This window comes from Microcystis sp. M_QC_C_20170808_M3Col, from assembly GCF_007095505.1.
Taxonomy (GTDB): Bacteria; Cyanobacteriota; Cyanobacteriia; order Cyanobacteriales; family Microcystaceae; genus Microcystis.
In genome coordinates this window covers 1-7,626 of sequence record NZ_SFBY01000010.1, presented here as the reverse complement: position 1 = coordinate 7,626, position 7,626 = coordinate 1, and the positions used below count along the sequence as shown (strand labels likewise).

Here is a 7,626-nt window from a genome sequence, read left to right as displayed (position 1 = left end):
GAAAAAGGGCTGTTTTTTTTGTTGATGCTGCTCACTTTGTTATGGGAGCTTTTCTCGGTATTGGTGTTTTGAGAGACTTTTCGTTAAGTCACCGAGCGGGCGTAAACGCTTTAATGTTTTGGGAGCATTAAATGCGATAACTCATGAAGTTATTATGGTAACATATGACACTTATAAGTAGTCGGACATAAATAAACAACACTATGTTAAGGAATGTAAAATAGGCGGTTTTCGCTGCTGCATACAGCCTTCTACCCTATTTAGGGTCTGCTGAAAAAGTTTTTCGGTGGGGGTAGGGTGTGGGGTGTGGGGTGTGGGGTGTAGGGTTTTACCGATTTTCAGGTGGTCAACTACCTAATTTTCAGGGAAAAAGTCCCTCAATTTTCCCCCTGATCACTCCCATGCCTGGTACTTTTTGATTGACAAAAAGTCTAAAAGTCTTACCCAACAAGGTTTTTAGATTTATTCAGCAGACCCTATTTACAAAACTTTATACAGCAGCGAAAACTTATGTCCGACTACTTATTACAGCAACTCAAGTCTGTGAACTCCGGTCAAAAATAGCTGATTTAGGACTAATAATTCCCATCACTCTAGTATTAGATAATGCCCGCTATCAAAAATGTAAAATTGTTGAGAAATTAGCTCTTTCTTTGTCAATAGAGCTACTCTATCTGCCTTCTTATTCGCCTAATATAAATTTAATTTAAAGGCGGGAAAAATTGGTCAAAAAGAAATGTTTATATGGTAAATATTATAAAAAATTTTCTGACTTTTCTTCAGCTATTTATGAATGTCTGAATAATGCCCATCTGAAACATAAAAAAGAACTGGATTCCTTGCTCACTCTAAGATTTCAGAAGTTTAATAAATCTCAGATTATGAACGTCTAAAGTATAGTGCGCCCCATTCTCGCCACAGCAAAGAAAGTTCCTGTGGCGGTGCGGGTTGCTATTGGGCTCTGCAGGCCCTAGAGTTGTACGCAGAAGCCTTTGAGAGCGTTGATGCGATCACTCAACTGGAAGGGTTCGCCAGCTTCCACGGTGCAGATTTTTATCAACTCCCCCGTAATACTGAACAAATCACATTGACCAAAACCACTTGGCGCATTCCCGATCAATTGCCATTTCCTCAATCTGGACTCGTGCCGTTACGAGCGGGTGAAGAGATAACGTGGCAATTGAGGCAATAAAAACTGCGACGACCGACTCCCCAAAACGAAAACGTCCTACTCACCATTAAGATAACTGCTGTATCGTTTATGATCGAAGTATCAACCTTGGACAGGCTTGAGAAGTAAAGGTAATGACTCGATCGCTCCCCGCTCCTAACCCACCCGTAGGCCGGGAAAAACGGCAATTCAACCTGCGGTTACTGTTGCCCCTAGCTGTTGTGATGGCTGCCGGTTATCTCGGTTGGCGACATTTTGCCCCTGTCCCCCCAGCTAGGGTACTCAATGTCAGTGGCAGGATTGAAGCAGATGAAACCGATATCGGGGCAAAAACCGGCGGACGAGTAGATCAAATTCTAGTCCGGGAGGGTGATCAAGTAAAAGCAGGACAAGTGATCGCAGTAATCGTGGATGAGGAAGTTAATCAACAACTGCAAGCAGCGATCGCGTCTGTTAACGCCGCCCGACAAGAGGAAGCACAAGCATTGTTAGATATTAGCGTGGCCGAAAGTCGCATTCAAGAAGCGGCAGCGAACTTAGTCCAAGCAAAAGAAGACTCCTCCGGACGAGTTAGCCAAGCGAGTGCCAACGTTGCTGCCGGTCAAGCGGCAGTAGAACAGGCCAAAGCGGAGGTAAAACAGGCAGAAGCGGCAATAATCAGGGCAGAAGCCCAATTAAAACTGGCTTTAGCCGATCGGGAACGTTACGATCAACTATTTAGGCAAGGAGTAGTTAGCCAGCAACAATTTGATCGCACCCGTACCGATGCCGACGCGGCCAAAGCAGACTTAGACACCGCCAAAGCGACTCTCGTGGCACGACAAGCCGCCGTTAACACTGCCTGGCAGCAACTGCAAGCCGCAAGGGGAAATTTAGCCCAAACCCGTTCTACAGCCCTTAATTCCGTCATTCGCAGTAATCAGTTAAGCGCTTACCAACAACAAAAAGAACAGGCTAACGCCCGATTAGCCATGGCCCGGGCAAATTTACAAGCGGCGATCGCTAATCAGCGACAATTGCAAAAACGTCTCGACTCTATGGTGGTAAAAAGCCCGATTAGTGGAGTGGTTCAGGATCGACCTTTGCAACCGGGGGCCGTAGTTACCAGTGGGAAAACCCTCCTCACCGTCATCGATCCCCAATCGATCTATCTGCGCGCCTATATACCGGAAGGGGACATCGGCAAAATTTATGTGGGCAAACCGGCGCAGGTATTTCTCGACTCCGATCCCGATCGCCCCTTAGCTGCTAAAGTGAGTGCGATCGATTTGAAAGCATCCTTTACTCCCGAAAATATTTACTTCCAAAAAGATCGCGTCCGGCAGGTATTTGGGGTGAGATTGGCGATCGATCAGTCGCAAACCTACGCTAAACCCGGGATGCCCGCCGATGCCAAAATTGACTTGAAATAGCCATGGTTTCCTCAGTCGATACCTCTTTATCCCCCGTAATTCAAGTCGTCAACCTGCAAAAAAACTATGGTAATTTTGCCGCCGTCAGGGGGATAAATTTCCAAGTCTATCCGGGGGAAATTTTTGGCTTAATTGGTCCGGATGGGGCGGGAAAAACCACCACCTTTCACATTCTGGGCGGGGTGATCAACCCATCGGGCGGTTATGTGGATTTAGCGGGAAAAAAGCCCCGGGATGCCAGGGGAACGATCGGCTATTTAACCCAACAATTTTCCCTCTATCTTGACCTTAGCATCCATGAAAACCTGCGTTATGTGGCCAATTTGCGTCGGGTGGCCGAGAGGGATTTTCAAGAGCGCCGGGATAAATATTTAACTTTAATGAACCTGAATCGCATCGGCGATCGCCTAGCTGGTCAACTTTCCGGGGGCATGAAACAAAAACTCGCCCTCTGTTGCGCCCTGATTTCCCGTCCCCAAATCCTACTTCTCGATGAACCCACCACCGGAGTTGATCCCGTCTCTCGGCGAGAATTTTGGGATATTTTAGCCACTTTAGCCCGCGAAGGTATAACAATTGTGGTGGCTACTCCCTACCTCGATGAAGCGGAACGTTGTCACCGCATCGCTTTGATGTACGAGGGAGAAATTCACGAGATCGGAACCCTCAGCCAATTGCGCCAACGTCTCGGTTTACAACGCCTAGAAATTCGAGCGCCCGATATCGCCGCTACCGCCGAAAAAATACTTCTTTTGGTGGATGGACAAAATATTAATGACGTGCAGTTATTTGGTGATCGTCTAGATGTGTTAACTGGTAATCCCAAGCAAGCAACCAGAATTATTCAGAATGCGATCGATCATCTCAGCGATATCCACCCTAGCGAGGCAACTCTAGAAAACGTCTTTGTCACCCGTTTGCGACAACAGGGTTCCGATCCCCCTTTTATCCCCTTACCAAAGTTTAAATCCGAGACCATCACCACGGGAATAGCGATCGATGCTAGGGATTTGCGGAAAACCTTCGCTAATTTTTGCGCCGTCAAAGGTGTTACTTTAACCATTGACTACGGAGAAATATACGGGTTATTGGGGGCGAATGGTGCGGGAAAAACCACGACAATTAAAATGCTGTCTGGGCTACTTTCCGCCTCTGGGGGCGAGATTTCCTTAGCCCGGCGTAGTCAAGACCTGCGTAATCCCTTCTTACGGCAAAAAATCGGTTATATGAGTCAAAAATTCACCCTTTATGATGATCTCACTGTGATCGAAAATCTGGAATTTTACTGCGGGGTTTATGGGGTTCCCCCGCGCTACCGTCGCCAAAAAATCGCTTGGGTTTTGGAAACCGTGGGATTAATCGGACGGGAAACAATGTTAACCGGAAGACTGCCGGGAGGATGGAAACAACGCGTCGCTTTTGGCGCTTCCGTGATGCACGAACCGGAGATACTTTTTCTCGATGAACCCACCTCCGGAGTTGATCCCCTAGCGCGACGACAATTCTGGCGCTTGATTAACGATTTCGCTCGTCAGGGAACTGCGATATTAGTGACAACCCATTATCTCGAAGAAGCGGAACAATGCAATCGTCTGGGTTTTATGGTAGCTGGAGAAGTGGTGATGCAAGGTTCCCCCAGTCAAATTAAAGCAGCACAACCGGGGCAATTAATCGAATTACGTCTCGATCAAGTGCAACAAGCGGCAGAAATTTTAAAAACCCGTTTACAAGCTTGGCGCGTCTCGATTTTTGGCGATTGCTTGCACCTCACTCTCGATCATGCCGACAGGGAAATTCCAGAGATAAAAAAGATTTTCAGCGCCGCGGGAATACAGGTACAATCCTTGCGTTTGCTTCCCTTTTCTTTAGAAGACGCATTTATCAGCGTTGTGCAGAGAATTAATGAGGGTTGATCAAGCTTTTTGCTGGTAACTTGGATAATATATACCCGTTGGCTAATCTTTACTCCTGATCTGGGGATTGTCCCAAAAGATGCTCTACGATTCGCTTAACTTCTGTACGGATACCAGTGACTTCGTTGCGGAAAAACTGCCGATCGCTCTCAGCTTGGGGGTTTGGGGAGTAGAACCCCCCAAAAGCTGGGATTGAGTGATAAAACCGAAAATAACGCCCAATTTTAGGAGAAAGTTTCCCCGTAAAAATCCCTACTTGTTAGATTTACAAAGATGAGATGCACCCTTTAAAACTGCTGCAGAAATTTATCCGTAATCGGGCAATTTTATGAAACGAATTCTCTCCCAATGTCGTAAGGAATTAGTGCAGTTTAGTCGTGATCGACTTACCCTCGCCCTCGCTTTTATTTTGCCCGTGATGACTCTTTTTATCTTTGGTTTTGCTATTCGTTTAGAGGCGAAAGATATACCGCTTTTAGTGCAAGATCAAGATCGAACAGTTTTTAGTCAAAATTATAGCGATCGCTTGTTCGCCACTAATTTATTTATTCCTGTGGTTTGGGAAGGCAACCCTGAAACCGCTTTAGATCGAGGTATTGCTAGGGCAATTGTCGTCATTCCTCCCGATTTTAGTCGTAATCTCAAAGCTAATAAAACCGCAGAAATACAAGCGATCATTGATGGTACAGATGCCAATAATGCCAGGATTATTCGCAATGCTATTAAAGCAACTACCCGCTCTTTTTTACAAGCAGAAAACTTAATTTCTGCCACTATTCCTATCGAAACTGCCACCAGAATTTGGTTTAATCCGGGGCGACAAGAATCTCTCTATATTGTGCCGGGGGTTTATGCTGTGGTTTTATGGATTTTTCCCTCACTTTTATCAGCGATCGCTATGGTACGAGAAAAGGAAAAAGGCACAATTTTACAAGTTTATGCCTCCGCTCTCACTGCTGGAGAATTAATACTAGGTAAATCCCTCGCTTATCTAATAGTAGGAATCGGAATCGCCATCGGAGTTATGGGTTTAGGAAGTCTCATTTTTCAATTAGGTTTTGCCGGTGATCCAATGCCATTACTGTTAGGAACTATCCTCTATTTATGGGCAAGTGTCATGTTTGGATTAATGTTAGGTGCGCGTACCAGTAATCAAAATTCTGCGGTACAAGGTGTGTCTTTAGTGGGTTTTCTCACTGCTTTATTACTCAGTGGTTTTATTTATCCGTTAAGTAATATTCCCTTTCCCCTCTCTTTAGTTTCAAATATAGTTCCCGCTCGTTATTATATCGAAATTACTAGAGATGCTTTTGTCAGGGGTATGGGTTGGGCGGGTATTGGCAATAATTTAGTTATCATTTTCCTCTTGGGAATGGTCTTATTTTTATTGGCAATAAAATCTCTGTCAAGAATGCAGTTAGGAGAATAATAAGATGTTTAAGCAATTATTTACAGGGCGTTTTTTATCTTTAGTTATTAAAGAAATTCGCCAGATATTACGCAATAAACAGTTAATTATTATCTTGATTTTCCCCCCAACTATTCAACTCTTAATTTATGGATTTGCGCTTAATCCCGATGTGCATCATATCAAATTAGGAATAGTCGATTATGCCGCTACTGCTGAAAGTCGCTCCCTAATCGCTGCTTTTACCGAAAATCAGATTTTTGATGCTGAAATGATCACTTTTGATGAGAAGACATTAACCCAACAGGTGGAAACAGGAAAATTAACCGCCGGTTTGATAATTCCCCCCGAATTTAGTCGCAATATCACCCAAGAAAAAACCGCATCTATTCAAGTCTTTATCGATGGAGTGGATGCCAATACCGCAGGAATTGCTAAGGGTTATATCAATCAAATTGTCCAGGAATTCGGCACGGGAAAAGTTAATCAAAATGAGCATCTTCCCATCTCAACACAAGTAATTTTCTTTTATAATCCCGGACTTTCTAGCAGTTGGTTTTTTGTCCCCGGAGTCATGGGATTAGTATTAACTTTAATCGGTTCGATCGTTTCTTCTATCACCGTTGTTAAAGAAAAAGATACGGGAACTCTCGAACAATTACTGATGACTCCTGCCGCTGCTTGGGAGATTTTGTTAGCTAAAGTTGTGCCTTTATTCATCCTCCTTTTGGGTGATGTTTTGTTAGCATTAACCATCGGTCAAGTGATTTTTAATGTGCCATTTCGGGGCAACTTTTTCCTATTTATGGCTTTAGCTAGTCTCTATATTTTTGTTAGTATTGGTGTCGGTATTATGTTAGCGACACTCTGTCAATCCCAACAGCAGGTAGTTTTAACCACCTTTTTTATCAATTTACCCATGGTACAACTATCAGGAGCGATCGCACCGATTGAAACGATGCCGCCATTTTTTCAATATCTCTCTCTTTTTAATCCTCTCCGTCACTACATAGCTATTATCCGCGGTATTCTTTTAAAAGGTGTCGGTTTAGAAGCTTTATGGGTTCATGTATTGGCTCTGATTGGTTTCGCTGTGATACTTTTAACTATTAGCACCAAACGTTTTCGCAATCAGTTAAGTTAATCGTTTTTCAATCATTCCATAGGGAAAAAATTAATCTATCCCGGAGTCGTGCTGACAGGGGGACAAGCAAGCTGAAAAGCTTATGTAGCATGGAATACAGACACAGACTTCCAAAAAAGATAGGTCATATATAGTAAACATGACCTAGATAACGAAAATGATAAGTGAACTATACCAGAAAGTGTTAGAGAATGAACTGGGACGAGCCAGATATCTACTGTTGTTAATGATAGTTGGAACCTGACAAATATTGAAGCAAGCAAAGTTAGAGATATTAGCAGAAGCACTACCAATACCAATCCTGTTTGAGAGTCGGAGAAAAAAACTAAAAATATTTTTAAAGCTGGAAATTCTGAAGATTGAAAGAATCTGGTTTCCCTGCCTAAAAGAGATGTTAAAACAGCCGGAGAGATTCACAATAAAAGGATTAGTATATATGGCCATAGACCGGACGAGTTTGGGAGCAATTAATATCTTGATGGTGAGTCTAATTTATGACAAGAGAGCCATGCCAATCTATTGGGAGATATTAGATAAAAAAGGAAGTAGTAATCTCGAAGAACAAAAGCGAGTATTAG

General features: G+C 43.7%; 4 protein-coding genes and 3 pseudogenes. All 7 read left to right on the top strand.

The genetic code is table 11. From position 1 onward, the window contains the following. Positions 1 to 175, top strand: a pseudogene (locus EWV84_RS00330) (IS630 family transposase); the annotation flags it as partial. 349 nt (positions 176 to 524) lie between these two features. Further along, positions 525 to 893 (top strand): annotated as a pseudogene (locus EWV84_RS00325) (transposase); the annotation flags it as partial. A 5-nt stretch (positions 894 to 898) separates the two neighbouring features. After that, a pseudogene (locus EWV84_RS00320) lies at positions 899 to 1,192 on the top strand (dihydroorotase); the annotation flags it as partial. Between the two features lie 113 nt (positions 1,193 to 1,305). Continuing rightward, positions 1,306 to 2,583, top strand: a complete 1,278-nt coding sequence (locus EWV84_RS00315; RefSeq protein ID WP_287075635.1) for an HlyD family secretion protein — start codon at positions 1,306 to 1,308, stop codon at positions 2,581 to 2,583. Positions 2,584 to 2,585: 2 nt separating this feature from the next. Then, the gene (locus tag EWV84_RS00310; protein ID WP_287075633.1) at positions 2,586 to 4,496 is read left to right on the top strand and encodes an ATP-binding cassette domain-containing protein; all 1,911 of its coding nucleotides are present in this window, start codon (positions 2,586 to 2,588) and stop codon (positions 4,494 to 4,496) included. A gap of 328 nt (positions 4,497 to 4,824) precedes the next feature. Beyond that, positions 4,825 to 5,925, top strand: coding sequence for an ABC transporter permease (locus tag EWV84_RS00305; protein WP_287075631.1), 1,101 nt, complete (start codon positions 4,825 to 4,827; stop codon positions 5,923 to 5,925). A 4-nt stretch (positions 5,926 to 5,929) separates the two neighbouring features. Further along, the gene (locus tag EWV84_RS00300) at positions 5,930 to 7,048 is read left to right on the top strand and encodes an ABC transporter permease (protein WP_287075630.1); all 1,119 of its coding nucleotides are present in this window, start codon (positions 5,930 to 5,932) and stop codon (positions 7,046 to 7,048) included. Positions 7,049 to 7,626 lie beyond the last annotated feature (578 nt).